The organism is Acidovorax sp. 35-64-16, assembly GCF_002281195.1.
Taxonomy (GTDB): Bacteria; Pseudomonadota; Gammaproteobacteria; order Burkholderiales; family Burkholderiaceae_C; genus Acidovorax; species Acidovorax defluvii.
The window spans coordinates 1-21,406 of the sequence record NZ_NCFM01000031.1 but is presented as its reverse complement, the minus strand read 5'-3'; the positions used below and the strand labels follow the sequence as shown (position 1 = coordinate 21,406).

Sequence of the window (21,406 nt, the reverse complement as noted above, 5' to 3'; positions counted from 1 at the left end):
GGCGCTATTCCTTCTTATTCGTGAGATCGCTGGGCGGCGAGGCGCGGCCACCGTGCCCGCCGTGACCGTGGAACAAATGCATCAGCGGACACGCCAGCAGCAGCAGGTAAATCCAGTTGCCGGCGACATGGCTCCAGTGCTCGCGTAGGAGGTAGAAACCGCCAACCAAGGCGACCATGACCAGTGCAAGCTTGAAGGGCCGGCCGAGTGCAATGCCTTTGTTCCGCACACTCCGGTGCGTGCCCCGCAAGCGGTCTTCCGAATTCCTGTCGGACAAACCTTGCGTGTTGCCAAGGTGCTCGTGGTGGGTGCTGTGCATATAGTTAGTTCCTTCCTCGACAGCCGAAACGATTGGCGTCGGTCTATGGCTTTTAAGATAGGCCTTGACATCATGTAAATGTCAAGGCCTATGTGGCGCCGTACTCAGGCCTTTGAATCGGCATCGCGATCGAGCAGCAGCTTGCGTTGCTCGTACCCTTCAGCCGAGATATCGCCGTTGGCCAGGCGCCGCTTCAGCACCTCGTGCGGCGACTCGGGCCGGCTACGGCGCCGGTCGTCTTGCCGCCCCCACCCGGAGAACACGATGACCCCGATCAGCGCGATCCAGAAGAGCCACCAAAGCCAATGCATGCCTCCCATGTGGGTGCCGTCGTAAAACATGTGCACCTCCTTGGGCCTCAGTTGGCGGTCGTCACAGGCGCGGTCAACAGGGCTTTGACGCGCTGCAGTCGCTCGTGCACCTCATGGGCGACTTTGGCGACTTCGGGATTGCTGGTCATCTGCAGCACGGCCACCGGGTCCATAAAGCCGACGACCAGGCTGTCGTCGGCCATTTCACGAACGACGACGTTGCACGGCAGCAGCAGGCCAATATCAGGTTCGGCTTCCAGCGCGCGGTGCGCCAGTGGTGGGTTGCAAGCGCCGAGGATGCGGTACGGCCGCCCCTCGATGCCAAGCTTGGCCTTCATCGTGGCTTGCACATCAATCTCGGTCAGGATGCCAAAACCTTCGGTCTTCAGCGCTTCGGTGACGCGTACAACGGCTGCCGCAAAATCCTTGTCGTTGATTGCGCAATGAAAGCCGTAGGCGACTGCCGACGACTGTGACTCGGTGTTGAGTGAGGCTTGCATGGTCAGCCCTTTACTTCGCTGCCGGGGTCGACGGCATGCGGTCCATCATCATCTGCATCATGGACTGCATCATGTCCATGCGCTGCTCAAGCATGCCCTGGCGCGCAGCCATGTCGGCCGGCTTGCCGTTCGCGGCACCTGCACCCATGCCGCCCATGCCGCCCATGCCGCCCATCATGTTCATGCCGCTCTGCATGAGCTTCATGTGTTCGGCCATCAAGGCATTGCGCTCTTCTGGCGTTTTGGCGGCCATCATCTGGTCGTGCATCTGCTGCATGGCTTTCATCTGATCGGCACCGCCCTGCATTGGTGCCATCCCCCCCATTCCTTTGCCAATGCCCGGCGTACTGGGACTGGCCTGCGTGATTTGCTCACTCGCTGCCGATGTGGGGTGGTGGCTGTCGTGCTGCTCGTCGTTGGCAGCCCACGCGGGCGTGGTCATCGTGATGGCGGCAACAGCGGAGAAAATTGAGATTGTGCGAACGAAGTTCATTTGAAGCTCCTGGTGATGGGGATCGACGGTAGGAAATGCATCGGTTGGGACACGGTAGGAGTTGTCCAGACTCCGGCTAAATGCGCGGACTTTTGCTCCGTACTTAGGTACAGAGTCGATTCAATGAATGGGTTGATTTGCTTCGGATCGAAACTGGAGGGGGGGGTCAATGGACCTCCACCGTTCCGACCATGCCGGCCTCCTTGTGGCCCGGCACCAGGCAGGCATAGGTCACCGTTCCGGCCTTTCCAAATTGCCAGACAATGCCGCCGCGTTGTCCCGGAGCCAGAGTGATCTGGTTCGCCTCTTTGTGCGCCATGCCCGGCATTTTTTTCATCATTTCGGCGTGCTCGGCAATCTCTTCGGGCGTGCCAATCACCATCTCATGCGGCACCTTGCCCTTGTTGACAATGAAGAAGCGCACGGTCTCACCGGCTTTGACACTCACGTCGCCTGGCGTGAAACGCATCGTGTCGTCCATCTCAACTGCAATCGTCCGACTAACCTTGGCAGCATCCCCCGCCATGCCTGCCAGTGATGCATGCGTGTCGTTGTGCATCTCCTGCATACCAGCCATGGCATGGCCAGCCGATGGCGCAGTGCCAGCCTTCGCATCGGTATGCGAGCCGTGGTCGCCAGTGGCGAATGCGAAAGCCGGTAGCGCTGCGAGGGCCAAGGTACAGGCAAATTTATTCATTTAGAAATTCCAAGTTAAAGATTTAAAGGTCTGCCAAGCAGGTGTTGGCGGTTGTATGGCTTGTCGGACCTAAAACCAGAACCGCACGCCAGCGACGTAACGAGTGTTTCGTGTTTGTTCGCCTGCAGCGCGGGCAAGATCGGCGGTTTGACCAAACCGATTGGCCCATTCCACGCCGACATACGGGGCGAACTGGCGCGTGAACTCATAACGGACGCGGATGCCGGTGGTGACGTTCGACAAACCTTTGCCGATATCTCGGGCCACATCGCTCTTGCCGTAAAAGTTGGCTTCGATGCGTGGTTGCACGATCAGACGCTGGGTCAGCAATAACTCGTAGTCCGCACTAAGGCGCAAGGCGGTGCGGCCGCCGGATCCAACATACGCTGCAGCGTCTACTTCAAACCAGTAAGGGGCAAGCCCTTGTATGCCCATGGCCAGCCAAGAACGATTGGGGCCGATGCCACTGTCATGACGCAAACCAAGCTGGGCATCCCAGAACGTAGCGACGCCATGGCTCCACAGTGCCTCGGTGCGGGCTTCTTGCAGTTTCCCGTTAGCAACTTCGCCTTCGGCTTTAAGAACAAACTTGTTGTAGTCACGGCCGAAGCGACCCAGGATGTCGTACGAGCCTGAAGTTTTTCCATCGCTTCGTACGGCTTCCAAACTATCGAACAACACCGATCCAAAGGACGTTTCGTCAGCCAGGCGCAGTCTCTGATCTCCATTCACCGCATAGGGCCCAGTCTGCAGGGTGAAGCCTCCAGAGTACGCATGGGGGTCGCGCGCATCGGACGGTGCTGAACCTCCTTGCATCTGCATATCCATTGAGCCGTGATCCATCTCTGGGCTTTTTGCCTCTTTGGCACCGGATGTGCTCATGGAATGAGCCATCTGTTTCGGGGATTGGGGCATTTCGGACGCCGCCATGGCTGAGGCGCCGGTAAATAGAAATGCCGTTGCCACAAGTGCGTGGTTTCGCAGTTTTTTCATTGTTGTTTGCCCTGATATGTCTAGGTGTTTCACGAAATCACCACCTCGCGGAACATGCCTGCGTCCATATGGAAAGCTAGATGGCAGTGCCATGCCCACCGGCCCAGTGCGTCGGCGGTAACTAGGAAGCTGATGCGCTGCGCTGGCTGCACAGGGATGGTGTGGCGGCGCGCCTGGAAACTGCCGTCTGGAGTCTCTAGCTCACTCCAAACGCCGTGCAGGTGCATGGGGTGGGTCATCATCGTGTCGTTGTGCAGGATGACCCGCACGCGCTCGCCGTAGCTCATATGGACGGGCGTTGACTGGCCAAATTCCAGCCCGTCTAGCGACCAGGTGTAGCGCTCCATGTTGCCGGTCAAGTGCAGCTCGATCTCGCGCTCGGCACCACGGGGGTCAAGCGGTCCCCCTACGGTGTGCAGATCTGCCAGCGTGAGCACGCGGCGACCGTTGTTGCGCAACCCGACTCCTGGATCGTCGAGGTTGGTACGCGGCATATCCACGCGCATATCGGTGCTGGCACCATATTCAGTGCGGGCGTGCCGAACCGTTTGACTGGGCGGCACAGACCCTTTGCTCATGCCCATGCCCGACATAGCGCTGTGGTCCATGCCTTTCATGCTGCCGTGATCCATGCCTTTCATGGCGCTGTGGTCCATGGCCTTCATACCAGCCATCGCACCATGGCCCATGCCCGCCATCCCGCTGGTCGCGCCGTGGTCCATTCCGGGCATTCCACCCATGGAGCCCATGGAGCCCATCATGTCGGCCATTGAGAGCGCGACCACTGGATCTACGCGCGGCACGGGGGCCTCTAGCCCGGTTCGCACCGACAGCGTGCCACGTGCATAGCCTGTGCGTTCCATGGATTGCGCAAACACGGTGTATGCATCGTCCTTAGGTTGCACGATGACGTCGTACGTTTCGCCGGGGCCAAAGCGAAACTCGTCGACCGTCACGGGCTCCACATTCACCCCGTCTGACTGCACAACTGTCAACTTCAAGCCCGGAATGCGGACGTCGTAAAACGTATTGGCCGCACCGTTAATGAAACGCAGCCTGACCCTTTCACCCGGACGGTACGCGCCATTCCAGTTCCCGGCGGGGGTTGTGCCATTCATGAGATAGGTGAGCGTGTCCGACGACAAGTCCGACAGGTCGGTCGGGCTCATGCGCATCTCGTTCCACATCTTGCGCTTGGCCAATGCAGCCTTGGCTCCATCACGCGACACATCGCGGAAGAAGTCAGGCGCAGTTGGCTGGTTGAAGTTGTAGTAGTCGCTCTGCGTTTTGAGCTTGGCGAAAACGCGCATCGGGTCCTCGTCTGTCCAATCCGACAGTTGCACCACGTGATCGCGATCCGCACGAATGGTCTCGCCATCTCTCGGCTCGATGACGATGGCGCCGTACATGCCAGTTTGCTCTTGCATGCCGGAGTGGGAGTGGTACCAAAAGGTCCCGCTTTGTTCGACCTTGAAGCGGTAGGTGAAGGTCTCCCCGGGCGGGATCCCGGCAAAACTGATGCCAGGGACGCCGTCCATTTGGAATGGCAAGATCATGCCGTGCCAGTGGATGGAGGTGGCTTCTCGCAAACGATTGGTGACGCGTATCGTGACTGTGTCGCCTTCACGCCAGCGCAACGTGGGTGCTGGAATGGAGCCATTGATTGCGGTTGCCACTCTCGCCTTGCCCGTGAAATTTACCGGTAGTTCAGCGACCTCCAAAGTAAATTCCGTGCCCCTCAACTCGGGGGTTCCGGGCGCGGCACGCCTTTGACCGAGCAATTGGGCCGCTTGCAACCATGGGGAAGCACTGGCGAGAACGCCGCCTGCGGCGAGCCCCTGCACGAAGCGGCGACGAGAAGAAAAAGCCGACTTTGAAGGGGGAAAAGGAGGAAAAAGCATAAAAGATCAGGTCTCCGTCTGAAGTAGCAGAACAAGCGACCATGATATTCTTGCCGCCCCTATGCGGGCATGACCAAAACATTACATTTCTGTAATCTGGATCCGCGACTTCGTTGCGACATGCGGCGGTAGAAGCCGCGCTGGATAGAACGGCGCACTGCAGGCGCTTTCCCGCTTTGTGCTAACCCACCGCAGTTCACTTGGCGCCGCCGCTTTGCGCCTCGCCAGCCCCGCTCAGGGGCGTAAAGCGAGCCTGTGCCGCCGCTTGACCAGCCGGCGTGATAGACACGATGGCTTTGAGGTCGGGCGTGGACGCGTATTTGCCCACGCCTTTGAGGAGGTTGTCACCATCGGGCGTGAGCGTGACGACGGTGCGCGTTTTTCCAGACAGCAAGGTTGCGCTGCCCGTGGCACCGATTGCGGGAATCTTCTGTCCAGCGTGGTCTGTCAAGTACACGGCGACGGGTTTCTCCTTGGCGTCTGGACTCGTGCGGTCCACCACCAGCTCAAAGTGGTACACGCCTGCCATGCGCAGCTGGCCCCCATGCGGGGCCTTTTGCGTATCGAGGTAGGCATCGTCGTGCGCCAGCGCACTGCCGGCTGCCAACAAGCCACCAAGCACCAAGGCCGTGATGGAAAAGACTTTTTTCATGATGTCGCTCTTTCAGTCAGGATGCCCGGCGCACGTTGACACCGGGCGGTGGGTTAATCAGAAGGCTTCGGGCTGCTCTTCACCAACCTTGGCGGCCAGCAGGCGCGCCAAGGGCTTTTCGCCCCAGCGCCAGAACATCAGCGGGGTCAGGAATGTGTCGAGCAAGGTCGAGCTGACCAGTCCGCCAAAAATGACCACGGCGACGGGATGCAAAATTTCTTTGCCAGGCGCATCAGCCGACACCAGCAAAGGCACCAACGCAAAAGCGGCGACCAAGGCGGTCATCAACACCGGCGTAAGCCGCTCCAGCGAACCGCGCACGATGAGCGCGCGACCAAACCGCTCGCCCTCAAATGCGCACAAATTGATGTAGTGGCTGATTTTCAGAATACCGTTGCGGGTGGCGATGCCGGTGAGGGTGATGAAGCCCACCAGAGCCGCGACCGATAGCGGCTGCCCCGATATCCACAGCGCGATGACACTTCCCACCAGCGCAAGGGGAATGTTCCCCATGATGATGAGGGTCAGCGCGGTCGAGCGGTAGCGGCTGTAGAGCACCAGGAAAATCATCGTGAGCGACAGCATCGCCAGCATTGCGATGAGGCGGGAGGCTTGTTCTTGCGCCTGGAACTGCCCTTCCAGCGAGACCGAATAGCCTTCGGGAAGCGCTTTGGCGGCAAGCTCCGCGCGAATATCCGCCACCACCTTTGCCATGTCGCTGCCATCGGTGTTGGCCGATAGCACGATGCGCCGGCGAGAGTTCTCGCGGCTCACCTGGTTAGGTCCGTCGCCGTCCTCGATCGTCGCCATGTTGGAAAGCGGCACGGCACCGGTAGGCGTCTCAATCATCAGGCTCTGCAGCGCATGCAGACCACGGTCTTTCTCGGGCAAGCGCACGACCAGATCAAAGCGTCGGTTCCCTTCCACAATCTGCGTGACGCGCTCGCCCTCGACCATTTGCTCCAGCGAACGAAGCAAGGTGCCGGGGGCGACCCCATAGCGGCCCAGCTTGTCGTAGTCCACATGAATCTTGATCTGTGGAATCAGCACCTGCTTTTCGATTTGAAGGTCGGTCAAGCCGTGGACCTGCGCCAAGCGGGTGCGAAGGTCGGCGGCCAACGCACGCAAGGTGTCCAGGTCGTCGCCATAGACCTTGAGCGCAATCTGCGCCCGCACGCCTGAGAGCAGGTGGTCAAGCCGGTGCGAAATGGGTTGGCCGACGTTGCTGGCGGCGGGCAACACGCCCAGGCGCGTGCGGATGTCCTGGATGATGGCCGTGCGGCTGCGCTCTGAGGCCTTCAGGTCCACGTCCATTTCGGTGTAGTGCACCCCCTCGGCGTGCTCGTCGAGCTCGGCGCGACCGGTGCGCCGCCCAACTTGGGTCACCTCCGGAACGCTGGCGACGATCTGCTCGGCAAGTACACCAATGCGATTGGATTCGGCCAGCGATGTGCCGGGGTTGAGCACGACGTTCACCGTCAGCGTGCCCTCGTTGAAATCGGGCAAAAAGGAACGTGGGAAAAACGGGATGGTCGCCGCGGCCATTCCCACCGCCAGGACGGCCGCCAGCAGCAGGCCACCGACGTGGCCAAACGACCAGTGCAACAGTTTGGCGTCCCAGCGTTTGAGATGCGAAACCAGCCAGCTGTCGCCATGGCCCATCTGCTTCATGCGCGGCAGCAGGTAGTACGCCATCACCGGAGTCAGCGTGACGGAAACAATCATGCTAGCCAAAATGGACACGATGTACGCCACGCCCAGTGGCGAAAAAAGCCGCCCCTCAATGCCGGGCAATACGAACAGCGGCACAAACACCAGCACGATGATGATGGTGGCGTACACGATGGCGGAACGCACTTCGAGCGTTGCGCTGGCGATGACTTCGGCCACCGGACGCGGGACTGCCAAGGCACTGTTGAGCTTAAGCCGCCGCAGGACGTTTTCCACCCCCACCACAGCGTCGTCCACCAGCTCGCCAATCGCAATCGCCAGGCCCCCCAGTGTCATGGTGTTGATGGACAGGCCGAAGTAGTGAAACACCAGGGCCGTTGCCAGCAGCGAGACCGGGATGGCGGTGAGCGAAATCAGCGTGGTGCGCACATTCAGCAAGAACAGGAACAGCACCACCGCCACCAGAATGGCGCCGTCGCGCAAGGCCTCTTGCACGTTACGCACCGAGTGCTCAATGAAGTCGGCCTGTGTTGGCGCCGACCGAAAACTGAGCCACTTTTGAGGGTAGTGCCGACCCAAAACTGAGCCAGGTGAACAACCTACTCTGCTGTTTTTTTGTGCAGCAGAGGACAAGGAGTGATCACCATGGACATGATTGGCAGGATCCGGCATTTGCATGCCCGGAAGAACAAATCGGAGCGCGAGATATCGCGCATGACAGGGCTCTCGCGCAACACGGTTGCGAAGTGGCTGCACGGGGAAGTGGACGGTCCACCGAAGTACCGGCGCGGCGAGCAGCCCAACAAACTCACGGCGTTCCATGACGTGCTCAGGCAGGCCTTGAAGGCTGATGCACGTCGGCCCAAACACGAGCGGCGCACAGCCAAGGCGCTGTACGCCGAGATCAGGCGTGCGGGCTATGAGGGTGGTTACACGCGGGTGACCGACTTCATCCGGGCATGGCGCCAGGGCGAAGGCCAGGGGTCTGCGGGCAACGCCTTCGTGCCGTTGGCCTTCGAGCTGGGCGAGGCTTTCCAGTTCGACTGGAGCGAGGAAGGCATGGTGATCGGCGGCATCTACTACCGGGTGCAGGTCTCACACATGAAGCTGTGCGCCAGTCGGGCTTTCTGGCTGGTGGCCTACCCCAGCCAGGGCCACGAGATGCTGTTCGATGCCCACACCCGCAGCTTCGCCGCGCTGGGTGGCGTGGCGCGCCGGGGCATCTATGACAACATGAAGACTGCGGTAGACAAGGTCAAGAAGGGCAAGGGGCGCATCGTCAACGAGCGCTTTGCCACCATGTGCGCGCATTACCTGTACGACCCGGACTTCTGCAACGTGGCCAGCGGCTGGGAGAAAGGGGTGGTGGAGAAGAACGTGCAAGACAGCCGCCGGCGCATCTGGATCGACGCGGCCAAGATCAAGTTCGGCAGCTTTACCGAACTCAACGCCTGGCTGGCCCAGCGCTGCCGCGCGTTGTGGGACGAGGTGAGCCACCCCGAGCACACCCAGTTCAGCGTGGCCGAGATGCTCGAACACGAGCGCGCGCACCTCATGCCCATGCCCGTGCCGTTCGATGGCTACGTCGAGAAACCCGCTCGGGTCACCAGCACCTGTCTGGTGTCGGTGGCGCGCAACCGCTATTCGGTGCCGTGCGAACGGGTGGGCCAGATGGTCAGTACGCGGTTGTATCCGGGCAGCGTCGCCATCGTGGCCGACGACACCATCGTGGCCCGCCACGACCGGCTGAGCAACGCGGGCGAGACCCGGTACGACTGGCAGCACTACATCCCGCTGCTGCAGAGAAAGCCCGGTGCCCTGAGGAACGGCGCGCCCTTTGCCGACATGCCCGAGCCGCTGCAGCGGCTGCGCCGTGGGCTGCTGCGCAACCCGGGCGGCGACCGGGTGATGGCGCAGGTGTTGGCCATTGTGCTCAGCGCCGGTCTGGACGCGGTGCTGGTGGCCATCGAGCTGGCGCTGGAGAGTGGGCCGCCTGGCAAGGTCAGTGTGGAGCACGTGGTCAACGTGCTGAACCGGCTCAACGCGCAGCCGGTGCCGCCCACGGCGGCCACGCTGCTGAGAGCGACCACGCCGCCGCTGGCGAACACGGCGCGCTACGACAGCCTGCGCTCGGACACCGTGGGTGCCATCACCGAAGGAGCCGACCATGAAGACTGATGTGCTGGTCGAACTCAAGGCACTGCGCCTGCACGGCATGGCCGGCGCGTGGGCCGATCTGGTCGAGCAAGGGGGTGGCGAGGCAGGCGGTGTGGGCATCGAGTCCTCGCGCTGGCTGATCGAGCACCTGTTGCAGGCCGAGGGTACGGACCGCGCGATGCGCTCGGTCAGCCACCAGATGCACGCGGCGAAGTTCCCGGTGCACCGCGACATGGCGGGCTTTGACTTCGAGGTCTCGCCGGTGGACCGCAACCTGGTGGAGACTCTGGCCACCACGGCCTTCACCGACGAGGCGCACAACGTGGTGCTGGTGGGCGGACCGGGCACAGGCAAGACCCATCTGGCCACAGCAATCGGCGTCTCTGGCATCACCCGGCACGGCAAGCGGGTGCGCTTCTATTCCACCGTCGATCTGGTCAACGCACTGGAGCAGGAGAAGGCCCAAGGCAAGGCCGGTCGCATCGCTACCAGCCTGCTGCGCATGGATCTGGTGATCCTCGATGAACTGGGCTACCTGCCGTTCAGCCAGGCCGGTGGGGCGCTGCTGTTCCACCTGCTGAGCAAGCTGTACGAGCACACCAGCGTGATGATCACGAGCAACCTGGACTTCGCAGAATGGTCCAGCGTGTTCGGCGACGCGAAGATGACCACCGCGTTGCTGGACCGACTCACGCACCACTGCCACATCATGGAGACCGGCAACGAATCGATCCGATTCAGTCGCAGCACGGCCGCAGCCAAGAAGCGCATCAAGGCCCGAGAGCAGGCGCGCAAGGGAGCCAAAACCGAACCTCTACACTTATCCACAGCCGACCCTCTCAAAGTCGGCTTCCACCCCTGGCTCAATATTCAGTCGGCACGGTGGCTCAAATTTGGATCGGCGCGGACACACGTCCAGGAACTGCGGCGCATAGCGGCGCAGCGTGGCGTAACTCTCGCCGATATGGTGCAGGAAATCAAAATCGGCAGGCCGCGCCAGCGTTTGCGCCTCGGTGACGCTGGCGGCGAAGGTGTCCCACGGCATGACCGCTTCGATGGCGGCGAACGGATCGCCGCCGCTTTGTTTGGCTTCAATCAGCGCCTGACCGATGCGCCCATACATCCGCACCTTGTCGTTGATCGCCTTGCCGGAAGCCTGGAACTGCTGTTGATGCTTGTTCTTGGCCGCATTGAACAGCTTGCCGATGATGCGGTCGTGAAGGTCGATGATTTCATCAGTGACGGTGGCCATGCCCTCGATGGCCAGTGCTACCAAGGTGGCGTAACGCCGCTGCGACTCGAACTTGGCCAGGTCGGCGGGCGTCATCTGGCCGCCCTCGCGGGCGATCTTGAGCAAGCGGTTTTGGTGTACCTGCCGTTCGATGCCAGCAGGTAGGTCAAGCGCCTGCCAGGCTTTGAGGCGTTCGATGTGTTCAAGCATGTGGCGCGAGTTCGGCTTGGCGGGCGATTGGCGCAGCCACGCTAGCCACGTCATTTTGCTACCATCCTTGCGCTTGAGCAGTTCGTCCAGGCGCTGGCGATGGACAGGTATCAAGGAATCGGCCAATGCCGCATGGATGCTCCGGTTGGCACGGGTAATGGCCTCGGCGCTTGCGCGCTCGATGGCATTCATGGCGGGTAGGATGATGCTCTGCCGCCGCAGGTTTTCAACAAGGGTGCTGGCCAGCACAATGCCTTTGTCTGTTTGCAAGCCGAAGAATCGGTACTGCACCGAGGCACTCCGGGCTTGGATCAAGCCCCCCGAGGCAGGTTTTCATAGGGGCATCTTGTCTTGATGATACCCGGGTGCTTGATGCAAATCGACCCGGTTCCCTTTCGCTTGGCTCCTGCCTGGCTCCTGGAAATCGGGCAATTCCAAGGAGCAATCATGGCGAAGATCAAACTGACGAAAACGACGGTCGATACGGCGCAGCCTCAATCCACTGACGTGGAACTGCGCGACACGCTGGTTCCGGGCTTCCTGTGCAAGGTGACCCCCACAGGCCGGAAGGTGTTCATGGTGCAGTATCGCACCAACGCTGGCGAGCGCCGCAAGCCGTCGCTTGGGCTGTTCGGTGAACTGACCGTCGAGCAAGCCCGCACGCTCGCGCAAAACTGGCTGGCCGAAGTTCGCCGTGGCGGCGACCCCGGCGGCCAGAAGGCGGAGGCGCGCAAGGCGCCGACCGTTGCCGAACTGTGTACCCGGTTCATGGAGGACTACTCCAAGACCCGCAACAAGCCGAGCACCCAACGTTCGTACCAGCATCAGATCGACCGCTCGATCATTCCGGCCTTCGGCAACATGAAAGTGGCGGACGTCACCCGCCTGGATGTAACCGCGCTGATGAAGCGCAAGGAGAAGTCGCCCATCCAGGCCAATCGGGTGCTCGGCTGCATTCGCAAGATGTTCAACCTCGCCGAACTGTGGGGCTACCGGCCCGATGGCTCCAATCCCTGCCGGCACGTTCCGAAGTACCCCGAGAAAGGTAAGACGCGCCTGATCACTGACGCGCAGATGGCGCTGTTGTTCGCCTATCTCGAAAAGGCCGACGCCGAAGGACTGGAGCACCCGACGCTGACACTGGCGATCCGGCTGCAGTTCGAGTTCGCTGCCCGCATGTCGGAGATCCTGTTGCTGGAGTGGGACTGGATCGACCTGCCCAACAAGCGCGTGGTCTGGCCGGACAGCAAGACTGGGGACATGTCCAAGCCCATGAGCGAGGAAGCGCACCGGCTCTTGTCAACCGCGGCGCGCTACGAGAATTCTCCCTATGTCTGCCCGTCGATCTTCAATCACAAGAAATCGCTGACCGCGAATTCCTACTATCAGGCATGGCGGCGCGTCCTCAATCGCGCCGGCGTTCCCCATGTCGGAACGCACGGCATCCGCCATCGCGCGGCGACGGACATCGCCAACTCAGGCGTCCCCGTGAAAGTCGGCATGGCACTGACCGCGCACAAGACGGTCACGATGTTCATGCGGTACGTGCACACCGAGGATGATCCCGTTCGCGCAGCTGCCGAGCTGGTGGCGAGCCGGCGCAAAGTCGTGATCGAAACCCGGCCGTCGCCAGCCATCGACGTTCCGCCTCCAGCTCCGATCGCACAGGAGCCCAAGAGCCCGGTCGCGGTCTACAAGCCATTTCGGCATCGCAAGGACGGCACGCGCGCAGTCCCGCCCGGCAGCAAGCGCGCGACCGATGCGTCGGCCGAGCTTGCATCATGAAGGTGGCCACCTTGATGTTTGTGATTTATAAGTTACAATGGAGGCCGCGCCATGATTAAAGTCCGGCGATACCAACGTGTAGATGGTGCGGTGCCGCTGACCGATTGGTTGGCCGATCTGCGGGACGCACGGGCTCGGGCCAAGCTGGAAATCCGTTTCCGGCGGGTGTCCCTGGGCATCTTTGGCGACATCAAGCCGGTCGGCGAAGGTGTCCTGGAACTGCGCGAGGACATCGGCCCCGGCTACCGCGTGTACATCGGCCGGCACGGTGCGGCGCTGGTCATCCTGCTGTGTGGCGGCGACAAGCGCTCGCAGGATGCGGACATTCAACGGGCCAAGGAATACTGGCTGGACTGGAAACGGAGAAATACATGAGCAATCGCAAACATGCCGCCTCGGTCTCCCATAGCGAGGCCACCATTGCCGAGCTGCGTGCCGATCGAGGTTTTGCGGTCGAATACCTGAAATCTGCACTGGAAGAGCTGGACAACCCGGAGCATCGTGCGGTCGGCCTGCTCGCGCTGCGCGACGTGGCCGAGGCCTACGGCGGACTGGCGACGGTTGCTCAGGAAGCAGGCATCACCCGTGAAGCGCTCTACCGGGCGCTGTCGCCGACAGGCAACCCGACGCTCAAGACCTTGCTGGCCGTGCTGCATGCGGTCGGTATGCGCTTGTCCGTTGCACCGGCCGAGCCCATCGTGTCGCACGCCTGAACCACCGGCCTGCCGGCTCATTAGAAATAATGGCCGCAGGTCGTTCAAACGCGCCGCATCGTGCCAAGCCAGCGCTCCATTACGAAAATCACAATGGTGTGCGATGCATGAACCGCCAAGCGCGCTTCTGACACCACGATTTTAGGCGGCTCAATGCCGCGCCCATGTGCCGACCCAATGTGGGTCCGGTAAGCGCCAATGCCATCGACGATGGACGCAAGGCCTTGCAAGATTCTTTTTTGATCATCTTGCAGGGTGCGATCAATGTTCAGGCCAAGGTGCTGCTGCACCACTTTCCAAAGCAGCCCGATGGTCTGAACGGTTGGCATGTCCAACTGACGCGTCTCGATGTAGGTCTTGCACAGCGCCTCAATGATGGCACTGGATGCCGTGATCGCTGCGTGCGGATCGCGATCAACTTGCGAGATGGCGCGTTCGAACTCTGCTTCGATAGACGAAAAGTCGCCAGCCTTGAAAAAATCTGCGAGTGACTTTGCAGCCGGGCTCGCCCCTGCCAGAGTGATGAGCCCGTTCATCTGATAGTTCAACTGGTTCTTGGCCAAGCTGGTTCGGATGCGCTCTTGTCCGGGGCCAATCTTCTGATTCCAGTCGTCGGGCTCCAGGTCCATGAACTTTTGGATGATCTGGCCGAGCACTAGCATGGGATCGACGGTGGAATCATCGTTGCAGCGTCGAAGCCAAATGCCGCACTTCGTTTCGCAATTTCCTTCGGGCACGCCTCCCGGAGCACCGCTCTCCATAAACAGGGAGTTCAGTGTCGAATGGCTGTAGTAGTATCCGGCCTGGCTTCCCGGCCACGATGCCGTGGTGCAGCTTTACCCGGATGCCGACCCGCCGCCCGACGCCGTGGCCTTCGCGTTCTGGCACATCCCCGGCCACAAGCAACTGATTCATGACGGCAAGGGGCTGGTGCTGATCGCAGGCAGCCCTGGCCATTGCCTGCGATTCGCGCTGGCCCCTGGCCTGGAAGACGGCATGGCCGTGGCCTATGCCCATCGCGGCGGCACCATTGCGCCTACGCGCAGCCATGCGCTGGGCGCGGCACTGGTCGATGCCCGGTCCAGGCCAACACCTGCCGCGCTGATGGAACTGCACACCCTGCAGGCGCTCGACGCGGCCCTGGCGGGCGCGTCCTTGCGCGTGATCGCCGAAGGACTGTTCGGCGAGGACGCGGCGGCCGATTGGTACAGCGACGGCGGCCTGCGCTCCAAGGTGCGCCGCCTGGCGCGGCGTGGCGATGCGTTGATGCGCGGCGGCTATCGCCAATTAGCACAACTTCCACCGCTTGAGAAGGGTCGTTCTGAAGGGGACGCAAAACGACCCTGAGCAAGAGAGCTTCGTTTTCTGAGACTGCCTCCATCCGGTTGCGCTGTGCGGCCGGAGCTTTGCAACCGATGGAGGTTCACACCATGCGTCCTGCTCCCTTGCGGCCCGCCGCCGCTCCCGCGACTACTCCCGCGCAGCCCCAGCGCTATCTGACCAACGACGAGGCCGCCGACTACTTGCGCCTGTCGCCGCGCACGCTGGAAAAGCAGCGCGTGATCGGTGGTGGGCCGAAGTTCCGCAAGTTCGGCCGGCGCGTCATGTACGCCGTGGCCGACCTCGATGTCTGGGCTGCGGAGCGCAGCTTCGAGAGCACGTCCGATCCCGAGTACGCCGAGCAGCATGCGGCGGACAGCCGTGCGCGCTGATTCCTGGCGCGCGGGTGACCTTCGCCGTGTCCAAGCCCTCGCAAGAACGCGAACAGCTAGACCTGTTCCGCGCCTTGCCGGGCGACATGGCGCCGCGCGACAGCCAGGACTTGATGGCCTTTCCGTTCTTCTCGCTGGCGAAGTCGCGGCGCACGGCGCCGATCGACTTCCGCACCAGCGGCGTGACGATCCGCGTGGAAGGCACGGCCGAGCACGGCATCGCCACGATCTGGGATGCGGACGTGCTGATCTGGGCCGCCAGCCAGATCGTGGAGGCGCGCGATGCGGGCTTGCGCCTGTCGCGGTTGATGCAGGCCACGCCCTACGAAATTCTGCGCTTCATCGGGCGTGGTACGTCGCTGCGCGACTACCAGCGCCTCAAAGCGGCCCTGGATCGCTTGCAGTCCACCACGGTGGCCACCTCCATCCGAGAGACGACCGGGCGGCGATTGCACCGCTTCTCGTGGATCAACGAATGGAAGGAACTGGCCGATGCCCGCGGCACGCCGCTGGGCATCGAACTGATCCTGCCGGACTGGTTCTATGCGGGTGTGATGGATGCGGCACTGGTGCTGACCATCGACCCGGCGTATTTCCGGCTGACGGGTGGAATCGAGCGATGGCTGTACCGGCTGGTGAGGAAGCACGGCGGGCGCCAGCCCGGTGGCTGGCAGTTCGACTTCCGGCACCTACACCGCAAATCGGGCAGCACGGCCAAACCCTACGACTTCGCCTGCGACTTGCGCGCCTTGGTGGCGCGGCAGTCGCTGCCCGGTTATGTCCTGGGCATCGAGCGGTTGGATGGCATCGAACTGCTGACCTTCCGGCCCGTGCCATACACGGCACGGGGATAACCGGTGCGCGGCCTGTGGACGGGCTCGTGCTATCAGGCGTGCCAGGTATCGTGCTATCAGGCGTGGGACTATCGTGCTATCAGGCGTGTCAATCGCCCGCAAAGCCAATGCTGGAGCGGGTTTCGGCCTCCCTTAACTTACCTAACTTAAATTCTCTAACTTGTAGTAGCAGCGCGCCGTTTCGGTGGACAACCGCCAAAAGGCAAAAAGCGCAGCAAGCCAGAAGTCCAAACCAACCCCGTTCTGCAAGGCAAATGCAGGCCAGCTTTCCAGCTTGGAGGGCCGCGCCATGATCGTCGCTTTGCTCAATCAGAAAGGCGGCGTCGGCAAGACCACGCTCGCCACGCACATCGCCGGCGAGCTGGCCATGCGCGGGCAATCGGTCATCCTGCTGGATGCCGATCCGCAAGGCTCTGCGCTGGACTGGGCGCAGCGCCGCAGCCAGCAAGGCTTGCCAAGGCTGTTCAGCGTCATGGGCCTGGCACGCGAAAACCTGCATCAGGTAGCGCCAGAACTCGCCAGACGGGCCGATCACGTCGTCATCGACGGGCCGCCCAGGATCGCCGCCCTGGCGCGCTCCGCGCTGCTGGCGGCTGAGCGGGTGCTGATCCCGGTGCAGCCCAGCCCTTACGACCTGTGGGCATCAGCGGAAATGGTGGCGCTGATCCGTGAGGCGCAGGTGTTCCGGCCTGCGCTGCGCGCGGCCTTCGTCATCAACCGGCGCGTCAGCACCACGGTGATTGGGCGCGAAGCACGCGGCGCGCTGGCCGAGCAGCCACTTCCTGCGCTGCGCTCGGAAGTGCACCAGCGCATCGTCTTCGCAGACAGCGTGGCCGCCGGCCGGGTCGCACGCGAGACGGCGCCCGACAGCGCCGCCGCACGCGAAATCACTGCACTGGTCGATGAGCTGTTGCGGTGGCCGACATGACGGCGAAGCCGCCACCCAACAGCAAACGCACGGCCAAGCGCGTCGGCATCGGCGCGCGCCCGCCTGCAAATCCGCACGCCGAGGCGTGGATTCGCCAGGGCGACGCCGATGCGCTCAACAAGGGCGATCTCTACACCGCCCGCCTGACCCTGGACATCACGCCCGCCATGCGCTCGCGCATCAAGGTATCGGCTTTCACGCAGGGCGTGACGGTGGCCGACCTGTTGCGCGCACTGCTGGAGCGGGAATTCCCGGAGAACATGCCATGAACGCATCTGCTTTGCCTTTTGCTACCGCAGCCACGGCAGCACCGTCGCCGTCACTCATTGCGCTCACGGGCCGGCCTGCCTCAACGCCGCTGACGCGCGTTTCGCTGGCCTTCCTTGAGCACCGCTTCAAGCTCTATCTGCGCTTTGGCGAGCCGGCGCGCACTCTGCGGTACGACCGCTGGCGGAGCGTCGCCGTATTCGTGCCCGACGCCATGTTCTGCCGCATCCGCTGGCAGGCCAACGACTACGGCACGATTCGCTGGCAGCTCATGGTGATGCAGGCTTGCACGCCCTTGGATGCGGCGCAGCGCATTCCCGGTGTGCAGCCCGGCGCACGCCTGTTGCTGCACGCCGAGGGCGACAGCGCGGTGCGCGCCGTGCTGGAGCGCATCGACGCCATCGAGGCGCTGGGCATCGCGCCTGCTGCCGCATCACCCGCGTACTGGCGCACGCTGGGCAACCGGCTCGCGGCACGCTTGCCGCTGCCCGATTACAGCGCCGAGCGGCACGCTGCCTGGCTGGCCGGGAGGGCGCTGCCATGACGGCTCATTCCACCGGCGTACATTCCGCAGAAGCCGCGCCGCATCCTCGCTCGCGCCTGCGCGTTCGCATCGTGCTGGCTGCGCTGTCCGCCTGTGGCCTCGCCGCGCTGGCCTGGGCGTCCTTCGTGTCGCCGCTGCCGCGCCTGATCTACAACCCGTCCGACAGCGTGGCGGTCGGCTGGTATCGCGTCGATCCGCTCGACCATCACGCCGCCTCGCTGCCACGTCCGTTGTCCGTGGGCAGCATCGTCTTGGCCCGGCTGCCGCCCGATGCCGCCGCGCTTGCTGCACAGCGCGGCTACCTGCCGACGCGCGTTCCGCTGCTCAAGCGCGTGGGCGCGGTCGCGCCGCAACACGTTTGCATCGTCGATGCGCTAATCTGGATCGACGGCGTGCCGGTGGCCGCCGTTCTGGCTGCCGACCGGCTGGGCCGCACGCTGCCATCCTGGCCGCAGTGCCTGCGGCTTCGGCCTGGCGAGTTGTTCCTGCTCAGCGCGACCAACCCGGCGTCGTTCGACAGCCGGTATTTCGGGCCGGTCAGCGCATCCGCCGTGATCGGCATTGCACGTCCGGTCTGGCTGGAGTCCCGCCCATGATGGCTGCCGATTCGCTGCACGCAGGCGTGCATTGCATCGTGCCATCGGGCATGTCATTTCAGTGGCTTCTGCCGTGTCGCCGCGCGTGCAGTGCAAATGCGTTCGCATTGCACTTCGCGCTGCATCCGGCGCAGCCGTCCACCGTGCAGGCGTCTTGCCTTGAACGCGCCGGGCTGCGGCCCTGGCCGCGTTCACCGGCGGGCTGGCTGCAAGCAGCGCAGCGCCACCGGGCCGCCGCTGCCGGGAGCGAAAGCGGGAGGCAAAGGCGGAAGGCAAGACAAAAGGGGGCGGCACTTCGTCGCCCGCAAAGCCAGCCTGCACGTGGGGGTTGGACGGCACGGCGCGGCTTCGCCGCCGTGCCGCCTGGGGCGCGAGGCCCGCGCCGATACGGGCATGTCCGCGTGCTTTGCACTACCGGACACGCCCCAGCTATCCAAGGAACAGCCATGAGCAACCGCCGCGATGACGATTTCCGCATCCGCCCCAGTGCTCCGAAGAACCGGGGCCAGGGCTTTGTTTCCAAGGTGCTCAAGCAGGTCGGCAAGACCAGTGGCGGCAAGTCCTCAATGCGTCGCCCGGCATCGACCGGCGGCACTGGAAAGCACGTCGGCCAGCGTCCCGGCTCGCGCCTGGGGCGCGGCCATACTGCGGCGCGCTTCGCCGGGGCGAAGCTGACGCCAATGTCGCGGCGCGTGAACATCAAAACCTTGCTGGTCAACCAGCGTCAGGCCAGTCCCCGATCACTCACCAAGCACCTGCGCTACATCGAGCGCGATGGCGCGGGCCGCGATGGCGAGCGAGGCCAAGCCTACGGGCCGCAGGTCGATGAAGCTGATCTGGAGGCATTCAAGGAACGCTGCGCCGATGACCGGCACCATTTCCGGTTCATCGTGTCGCCCGAGGATGGCGCCGAACTGGATGATCTTCGGACGTACACGCGCCACCTGATGAACCGCATGGAAGCCGACCTGGGCACGCGGCTGGATTGGGTGGCTGTCGATCACTGGAACACCGACAACCCGCACACCCACCTGATCGTGCGCGGGCGCGACGACACTGGCAAAGACCTCATCATCGCGGGCGACTACATCGCTGATGGCTTCCGCCATCGAGCCTCCGAACTGGCGACCGAATGGCTGGGGCCGCGCACCGAACTGGAGATCCAGCAGACCTTGCAGCGCGAAGTGGAGCAGGAGCGATGGACGAGCCTGGATCGAACGCTGAAGCGCGAGGCCGGCGACGATGGCCGGGTGCTGATCGAACGCTTCAACGAACCGAAGCTGCAACGTCAGCGCGTGCTGCTGATTGGCCGCCTGCAACGCTTGCAGCGCCTGGGCCTGGCCGACGAAGTGCAGCCCGGCACCTGGGCCGTGCATGCCGATGCCGAGAAGACCTTGCGCGCCCTGGGCGAGCGCGGCGATATCATTCGTACCATGCAACGGGCCATGCGCGGGCAGCCGCGTGAGTTGGCGGTGTTCGAACCGGGTGACGATGGGCGAACCGTCATCGGCCGCGTGGCCGCCAAAGGGCTGGCCGACGAGCTGCGCGATCGGGCCTATCTGGTCATCGACGGCGTGGACGGCAAGGCGCACTACGTCGCGCTCAATGCCCGCGACGAACCCGGCAACTACCCGACCGGCGCGGTGGTGGAACTACGCGGTTCCGCCAAGGTGCGGACGGCGGATCACAACATCGCTGCGCTGGCAAGCGATGGCCTGTACCGCACCGACCATCATCTGGCGATTGCACAGGGCCAGACCCAAGCTGGGCGCGACCCGCAGGAGGTAGTCGCGGCCCATGTCCGAAGGCTGGAAGCCCTGCGCCGCGCCGGCATCGTGGAGCGCGTGGCCGAGGGGCTATGGAAGGTGCCCGACGATCTGCCCGAGCGTGGACGGCAGTACGACGCACAGCGCCTGGGCGGCGTGGCGGTGGAACTGAAGTCGCACCTGCCCATCGAGCGGCAGGCCTGCGTGATCGGCGCCACCTGGCTGGACCAGCAGTTGATCGGTGGGGGCAAGGGATTGGGCGATTTGGGATTTGGCAGCGAGGTCAAGGAGGCGCTACAGAAACGTGCCGACTTCCTGGCCGAACAAGGACTGGCCGAGAAGCGCGGCCAGCGTGTGATTCTGGTGCGCAATCTGCTGACGACGCTGCGTAATCGGGAAGTGGTGCAGGCCGCGCAGGACATAGCGGCTGATACCGGCCTGGAGCATCGCCCCGTGGCCGATGGCCACCGAGTGGCCGGCATCTATCGGCGCAACGTCATGCTCGCCAGTGGGCGCTACGCCATGCTCGATGACGGCATGGGATTCAGCCTGGTGCCGTGGAAGCCAGTGATCGAGCAGCGGCTGGGACAGCAGCTCGCCGCGACGGTGCGCGGCGGCGGGGTGTCATGGGAAATTGGACGGCGGCCTGGGCTGTCCCGAGGTTAGTCAGGCCGACGTCAACAATCCCACAGAATGGATTCCAAGCAATTTTCCGCACCCCAAACGTGGGCAATCAACCCCGGTAGTAGAGACGCAGACGCGCGTCGCGTTCTTCAGGGGACTCGTTCCGCAACTCGTTGACTACTTGCTCACGCGTCTTGCCTGGACCTGCCGCATCAGGTGTGCGGATAGGGTAGTTGCTTTCGCCGTAAGAAAGGAGGCCTTGCCGCATGGCAGCCTCGGCTTCTGTTTTGACTTGAGCACGGGTTTTATCGCTCTTGAAGTGTTCCGGGTGAACGATGAAGCCCTTTTCGTTGTTGGCGGGATGCTCGTACGCTGCCGAAGCCATCCCTGGAAGGCCCAAGGTAACCACTGCGGCCGCGGCGGCAATCATGGAAGAAAGGGAAAGACGTTGTTTGATCATGGTTGAAGCTCCTAGCGATGGT

22 protein-coding genes and 4 pseudogenes are annotated in these 21,406 nt (G+C 63.0%); 13 read left to right on the top strand and 13 right to left on the bottom strand.

Going from position 1 to position 21,406, the window contains the following annotated elements; all coding sequences use genetic code 11:
- Positions 1–4 precede the first annotated feature (4 nt).
- The 9 genes and pseudogenes from B7Y64_RS19005 to B7Y64_RS15035 all read right to left on the bottom strand — a co-directional run.
- A complete protein-coding gene (locus B7Y64_RS19005; protein ID WP_349770406.1) occupies positions 5–178 on the bottom strand; it encodes a DUF2933 domain-containing protein in 174 nt (57 codons plus the stop codon).
- Positions 179–423: 245 nt separating this feature from the next.
- A complete protein-coding gene (locus B7Y64_RS15070) occupies positions 424–660 on the bottom strand; it encodes an SHOCT domain-containing protein (RefSeq protein ID WP_291329276.1) in 237 nt (78 codons plus the stop codon).
- 17 nt (positions 661–677) lie between these two features.
- Positions 678–1,130: a DUF302 domain-containing protein gene (locus B7Y64_RS15065; RefSeq protein ID WP_291329275.1), complete on the bottom strand. Its 453-nt coding sequence runs from the start codon at positions 1,128–1,130 to the stop codon at positions 678–680.
- A 10-nt stretch (positions 1,131–1,140) separates the two neighbouring features.
- Positions 1,141–1,623: a hypothetical protein gene (locus B7Y64_RS15060; protein WP_291329273.1), complete on the bottom strand. Its 483-nt coding sequence runs from the start codon at positions 1,621–1,623 to the stop codon at positions 1,141–1,143.
- Between the two features lie 166 nt (positions 1,624–1,789).
- Positions 1,790–2,320 (bottom strand): cupredoxin family protein, encoded by a 531-nt coding sequence (locus B7Y64_RS15055; RefSeq protein ID WP_291329271.1) that lies wholly within the window; start codon positions 2,318–2,320, stop codon positions 1,790–1,792.
- A gap of 69 nt (positions 2,321–2,389) precedes the next feature.
- Entirely contained in the window at positions 2,390–3,214 is an 825-nt protein-coding gene (locus tag B7Y64_RS15050; RefSeq protein ID WP_291329325.1) for a copper resistance protein B, read from the bottom strand.
- A 128-nt stretch (positions 3,215–3,342) separates the two neighbouring features.
- Positions 3,343–5,214 (bottom strand): copper resistance system multicopper oxidase, encoded by a 1,872-nt coding sequence (locus B7Y64_RS15045; protein WP_291329269.1) that lies wholly within the window; start codon positions 5,212–5,214, stop codon positions 3,343–3,345.
- Positions 5,215–5,410: 196 nt separating this feature from the next.
- Positions 5,411–5,866 carry a hypothetical protein gene (locus B7Y64_RS15040; RefSeq protein ID WP_291329267.1) on the bottom strand — a complete coding sequence of 152 codons (456 nt, stop codon included), beginning with the start codon at positions 5,864–5,866 and terminating at the stop codon, positions 5,411–5,413.
- 57 nt (positions 5,867–5,923) lie between these two features.
- A pseudogene (locus tag B7Y64_RS15035) lies at positions 5,924–8,065 on the bottom strand (efflux RND transporter permease subunit); the annotation flags it as partial.
- 117 nt (positions 8,066–8,182) lie between these two features.
- Here B7Y64_RS15035 and istA point away from each other — a divergent pair.
- Both istA and istB read left to right on the top strand, forming a co-directional pair.
- Positions 8,183–9,715 carry an IS21-like element ISAisp6 family transposase gene (gene istA, locus B7Y64_RS15030; RefSeq protein WP_008903249.1) on the top strand — a complete coding sequence of 511 codons (1,533 nt, stop codon included), beginning with the start codon at positions 8,183–8,185 and terminating at the stop codon, positions 9,713–9,715.
- Positions 9,705–10,490: pseudogene (gene istB, locus B7Y64_RS15025) on the top strand (IS21-like element ISThsp19 family helper ATPase IstB); the annotation flags it as partial. The gene istA and the pseudogene istB, both read left to right, overlap by 11 nt.
- 114 nt (positions 10,491–10,604) lie before the next feature.
- Here the strand turns inward: istB and B7Y64_RS15020 are convergent.
- Positions 10,605–11,405: pseudogene (locus B7Y64_RS15020) on the bottom strand (Tn3 family transposase); the annotation flags it as partial.
- Positions 11,406–11,582: 177 nt separating this feature from the next.
- Here B7Y64_RS15020 and B7Y64_RS15015 point away from each other — a divergent pair.
- The 3 genes from B7Y64_RS15015 to B7Y64_RS15005 are packed head-to-tail and all read left to right on the top strand — an operon-like array spanning position 11,583 to position 13,633.
- Positions 11,583–12,920, top strand: coding sequence for a site-specific integrase (locus B7Y64_RS15015; protein WP_024815466.1), 1,338 nt, complete (start codon positions 11,583–11,585; stop codon positions 12,918–12,920).
- A 51-nt stretch (positions 12,921–12,971) separates the two neighbouring features.
- Positions 12,972–13,295, top strand: a complete 324-nt coding sequence (locus B7Y64_RS15010) for a type II toxin-antitoxin system RelE/ParE family toxin (protein WP_024815467.1) — start codon at positions 12,972–12,974, stop codon at positions 13,293–13,295.
- On the top strand, positions 13,292–13,633 hold the full coding sequence (locus B7Y64_RS15005; protein ID WP_024815468.1) for an addiction module antidote protein: 342 nt from the start codon (positions 13,292–13,294) through the stop codon (positions 13,631–13,633). Before B7Y64_RS15010 ends, B7Y64_RS15005 begins: the two co-directional genes overlap by 4 nt.
- A 44-nt stretch (positions 13,634–13,677) precedes the next feature.
- On the opposite strand, the gene B7Y64_RS15000 is transcribed toward B7Y64_RS15005, so the two are convergent.
- Complete coding sequence (locus B7Y64_RS15000) at positions 13,678–14,394, bottom strand: abortive infection family protein (RefSeq protein WP_291329261.1); 717 nt, start codon at positions 14,392–14,394, stop codon at positions 13,678–13,680.
- 34 nt (positions 14,395–14,428) lie between these two features.
- Here B7Y64_RS15000 and B7Y64_RS14995 point away from each other — a divergent pair.
- From B7Y64_RS14995 to B7Y64_RS14985, 3 genes and pseudogenes are all read left to right on the top strand, one after another.
- Positions 14,429–14,980, top strand: a pseudogene (locus B7Y64_RS14995) (DUF2285 domain-containing protein); the annotation flags it as partial.
- A gap of 83 nt (positions 14,981–15,063) precedes the next feature.
- A complete protein-coding gene (locus B7Y64_RS14990) occupies positions 15,064–15,345 on the top strand; it encodes a helix-turn-helix domain-containing protein (RefSeq protein ID WP_291329259.1) in 282 nt (93 codons plus the stop codon).
- Between the two features lie 86 nt (positions 15,346–15,431).
- Positions 15,432–16,199, top strand: coding sequence for a replication initiator protein A (locus B7Y64_RS14985; RefSeq protein WP_236637113.1), 768 nt, complete (start codon positions 15,432–15,434; stop codon positions 16,197–16,199).
- Between the two features lie 141 nt (positions 16,200–16,340).
- Here the strand turns inward: B7Y64_RS14985 and B7Y64_RS14980 are convergent, their stop codons facing one another.
- A complete protein-coding gene (locus tag B7Y64_RS14980; protein WP_157667152.1) occupies positions 16,341–16,490 on the bottom strand; it encodes a hypothetical protein in 150 nt (49 codons plus the stop codon).
- Here B7Y64_RS14980 and parA point away from each other — a divergent pair.
- The 5 genes from parA to B7Y64_RS14955 all read left to right on the top strand — a co-directional run bounded on the left by parA (position 16,489) and on the right by B7Y64_RS14955 (position 20,966).
- Entirely contained in the window at positions 16,489–17,127 is a 639-nt protein-coding gene (parA, locus tag B7Y64_RS14975) for a ParA family partition ATPase (RefSeq protein ID WP_291329256.1), read from the top strand. The genes B7Y64_RS14980 and parA overlap by 2 nt on opposite strands.
- The gene (locus tag B7Y64_RS14970) at positions 17,124–17,396 is read left to right on the top strand and encodes a chromosome partitioning protein ParB (RefSeq protein WP_087748533.1); all 273 of its coding nucleotides are present in this window, start codon (positions 17,124–17,126) and stop codon (positions 17,394–17,396) included. Before parA ends, B7Y64_RS14970 begins: the two co-directional genes overlap by 4 nt.
- The gene (locus tag B7Y64_RS14965; protein WP_024815506.1) at positions 17,393–17,938 is read left to right on the top strand and encodes a DUF2840 domain-containing protein; all 546 of its coding nucleotides are present in this window, start codon (positions 17,393–17,395) and stop codon (positions 17,936–17,938) included. The genes B7Y64_RS14970 and B7Y64_RS14965 overlap by 4 nt, the downstream gene beginning before the upstream one ends.
- Complete coding sequence (locus B7Y64_RS14960) at positions 17,935–18,534, top strand: S26 family signal peptidase (RefSeq protein ID WP_087748532.1); 600 nt, start codon at positions 17,935–17,937, stop codon at positions 18,532–18,534. The genes B7Y64_RS14965 and B7Y64_RS14960 overlap by 4 nt, the downstream gene beginning before the upstream one ends.
- Positions 18,535–18,980: 446 nt before the next feature.
- Positions 18,981–20,966, top strand: coding sequence for a relaxase/mobilization nuclease and DUF3363 domain-containing protein (locus B7Y64_RS14955; protein WP_087748531.1), 1,986 nt, complete (start codon positions 18,981–18,983; stop codon positions 20,964–20,966).
- Between the two features lie 67 nt (positions 20,967–21,033).
- Here the strand turns inward: B7Y64_RS14955 and B7Y64_RS14950 are convergent, their stop codons facing one another.
- Entirely contained in the window at positions 21,034–21,384 is a 351-nt protein-coding gene (locus B7Y64_RS14950) for a DUF4148 domain-containing protein (protein WP_291329250.1), read from the bottom strand.
- Positions 21,385–21,406: the final 22 nt, after the last annotated feature.

Coding starts and splice junctions, on each gene's coding strand:
- B7Y64_RS14970 (WP_087748533.1), top strand. CDS start 17,124: ATGACGGCGAAGCCGCCACCCAACAGCAAACGCACGGCCAAGCGCGTC.
- B7Y64_RS14950 (WP_291329250.1), bottom strand. CDS start 21,384: ATGATCAAACAACGTCTTTCCCTTTCTTCCATGATTGCCGCCGCGGCC.
- parA (WP_291329256.1), top strand. CDS start 16,489: ATGATCGTCGCTTTGCTCAATCAGAAAGGCGGCGTCGGCAAGACCACG.
- B7Y64_RS15055 (WP_291329271.1), bottom strand. CDS start 2,320: ATGAATAAATTTGCCTGTACCTTGGCCCTCGCAGCGCTACCGGCTTTC.
- B7Y64_RS14965 (WP_024815506.1), top strand. CDS start 17,393: ATGAACGCATCTGCTTTGCCTTTTGCTACCGCAGCCACGGCAGCACCG.
- B7Y64_RS14980 (WP_157667152.1), bottom strand. CDS start 16,490: ATGGCGCGGCCCTCCAAGCTGGAAAGCTGGCCTGCATTTGCCTTGCAG.
- B7Y64_RS15065 (WP_291329275.1), bottom strand. CDS start 1,130: ATGCAAGCCTCACTCAACACCGAGTCACAGTCGTCGGCAGTCGCCTAC.
- B7Y64_RS15060 (WP_291329273.1), bottom strand. CDS start 1,623: ATGAACTTCGTTCGCACAATCTCAATTTTCTCCGCTGTTGCCGCCATC.
- B7Y64_RS14985 (WP_236637113.1), top strand. CDS start 15,432: ATGGCGCCGCGCGACAGCCAGGACTTGATGGCCTTTCCGTTCTTCTCG.
- B7Y64_RS15050 (WP_291329325.1), bottom strand. CDS start 3,214: ATGGCTCATTCCATGAGCACATCCGGTGCCAAAGAGGCAAAAAGCCCA.
- B7Y64_RS15045 (WP_291329269.1), bottom strand. CDS start 5,214: ATGCTTTTTCCTCCTTTTCCCCCTTCAAAGTCGGCTTTTTCTTCTCGT.
- istA (WP_008903249.1), top strand. CDS start 8,183: ATGGACATGATTGGCAGGATCCGGCATTTGCATGCCCGGAAGAACAAA.
- B7Y64_RS15015 (WP_024815466.1), top strand. CDS start 11,583: ATGGCGAAGATCAAACTGACGAAAACGACGGTCGATACGGCGCAGCCT.
- B7Y64_RS15010 (WP_024815467.1), top strand. CDS start 12,972: ATGATTAAAGTCCGGCGATACCAACGTGTAGATGGTGCGGTGCCGCTG.
- B7Y64_RS15000 (WP_291329261.1), bottom strand. CDS start 14,394: ATGGAGAGCGGTGCTCCGGGAGGCGTGCCCGAAGGAAATTGCGAAACG.
- B7Y64_RS14955 (WP_087748531.1), top strand. CDS start 18,981: ATGAGCAACCGCCGCGATGACGATTTCCGCATCCGCCCCAGTGCTCCG.
- B7Y64_RS15070 (WP_291329276.1), bottom strand. CDS start 660: ATGTTTTACGACGGCACCCACATGGGAGGCATGCATTGGCTTTGGTGG.
- B7Y64_RS19005 (WP_349770406.1), bottom strand. CDS start 178: ATGGTCGCCTTGGTTGGCGGTTTCTACCTCCTACGCGAGCACTGGAGC.
- B7Y64_RS14960 (WP_087748532.1), top strand. CDS start 17,935: ATGACGGCTCATTCCACCGGCGTACATTCCGCAGAAGCCGCGCCGCAT.
- B7Y64_RS14990 (WP_291329259.1), top strand. CDS start 15,064: ATGCGTCCTGCTCCCTTGCGGCCCGCCGCCGCTCCCGCGACTACTCCC.
- B7Y64_RS15040 (WP_291329267.1), bottom strand. CDS start 5,866: ATGAAAAAAGTCTTTTCCATCACGGCCTTGGTGCTTGGTGGCTTGTTG.
- B7Y64_RS15005 (WP_024815468.1), top strand. CDS start 13,292: ATGAGCAATCGCAAACATGCCGCCTCGGTCTCCCATAGCGAGGCCACC.